General features: G+C 64.6%; 1 protein-coding gene. It reads right to left on the minus strand.

The features are described 5' to 3' along the window. Window positions 1-4: 4 nt before the first annotated feature. On the minus strand, window positions 5-1,177 hold the full coding sequence (locus RY1_RS29240; protein ID WP_072807536.1) for an LLM class flavin-dependent oxidoreductase: 1,173 nt from the start codon (window positions 1,175-1,177) through the stop codon (window positions 5-7). Window positions 1,178-1,259 lie beyond the last annotated feature (82 nt).

Raw genomic sequence — 1,259 nt, forward strand, 5'->3', positions numbered from 1 at the left:
TGTTTCAGGCTGGGTCTGGTTGTCCGAGTGCGCGGGCGATGGAGATTTTTTGGCCGTGGCTGAGTTGGTCGCGGTTGTCTTCGGACCATTTTTTGCTGGTGAGGGGTGCGTGGAGTTGGCCTTGGAAGTGGGGGGTGACGTGTTCGGCGAAGAGTTCGTAGGAGCGGAGGGTGGCGGGCCAGTTGGCCCATTCGTGGTGTCCGAGGAGGAAGGCGCCGAATCCGCCTTTGGTTTGTTCTTGGATGTGGGTGATTTGGTCGATGGCTTGTTGGGGGGTGCCGATGACGCCCATGCCGGTGTCGATGACGTATTGGATGCGTTCGTCGGTGGTGGCGATGCCCATGTCGCCGTAGTAGGCGGAGGCTTGGGTGTATTGGAGGTAGTCGAAGAAGGCGTCGATGCCGTGGCGGACGTCGTGGCGTGCTTGTTCTTCGGTTTCGGCGATGTGGGCGTAGCCGACGAGGCGCCAGCCGTCGCGGTCGGGGGTGTGGCCGGCTTTGGCGGCTTCGGTGGTGTAGGTGTCCCAGGCGCCGGAGAGGACGGTGTCGGATTTTTTGGCGGCGGAGGTGGCGCCGAGGGTGAGTAGGCCGATGCCGTGGCGGCCGGCGATGCGGGGGCCGGTGGGGGTGCCGGTGCCTGCGACGGCCATGTCGAAGTCGGAGTAGGGGCTCAGGTGGAGGTGGGCGTCTTCGAGGGTGTAGCGGGGGGTTTTGGCGGTGACCCATTCTCCGTTGAGGAGGTCGACGAGTACTTGGGCGTCTTCGGCGAAGGCTTCGCGTTGGGTTGTTTGTTCGAGGCCGATCATGTGGGCGTCGGTGGTGAGGGCGCCGGGTCCGATGCCGAGGATGACGCGGCCGCGGGTGATGTGGTCGAGGAGTGCGAAGCGGTCGGCGAGGAGGAGGGGGTTGTGGTAGGGCAGGGAGATGACGCCGCTGGCGAGTTTGATGTTGGTGGTGCGTGCGGCGATGTGGGAGAGGAACAGGAGTGGGTCGCCGATGATTTCGGCGCCGATGGAGTGGTGTTCGCCCATCCAGAGTTCGTCGTATCCGAGTCGGTCGAGGTGTTCGGCGAGGGCGATGTCGCGGTGGATGAGCAGGTTGGGGTTTCTGCCGATGGGGAGGTGGAACGGTGCGCTGAAGACTCCGAAGCGGAGGTGATCGCGCGTGCGTCGTGCCATGGTGGAACTCCTCTTGCGAGATGAGGTGGGCGGGCTGGTGCGCCACGGGTGGGTGTGTCTCGGCGTACCGAGCAACTGCTTG

The sequence above is a fragment of the Rhodococcus yunnanensis NBRC 103083 genome, assembly GCF_001895005.1.
In the GTDB taxonomy this organism is placed as follows: Bacteria; Actinomycetota; Actinomycetes; order Mycobacteriales; family Mycobacteriaceae; genus Rhodococcoides; species Rhodococcoides yunnanense.

Coding starts and splice junctions, on each gene's coding strand:
- RY1_RS29240 (WP_072807536.1), bottom strand. CDS start 1,177: ATGGCACGACGCACGCGCGATCACCTCCGCTTCGGAGTCTTCAGCGCA.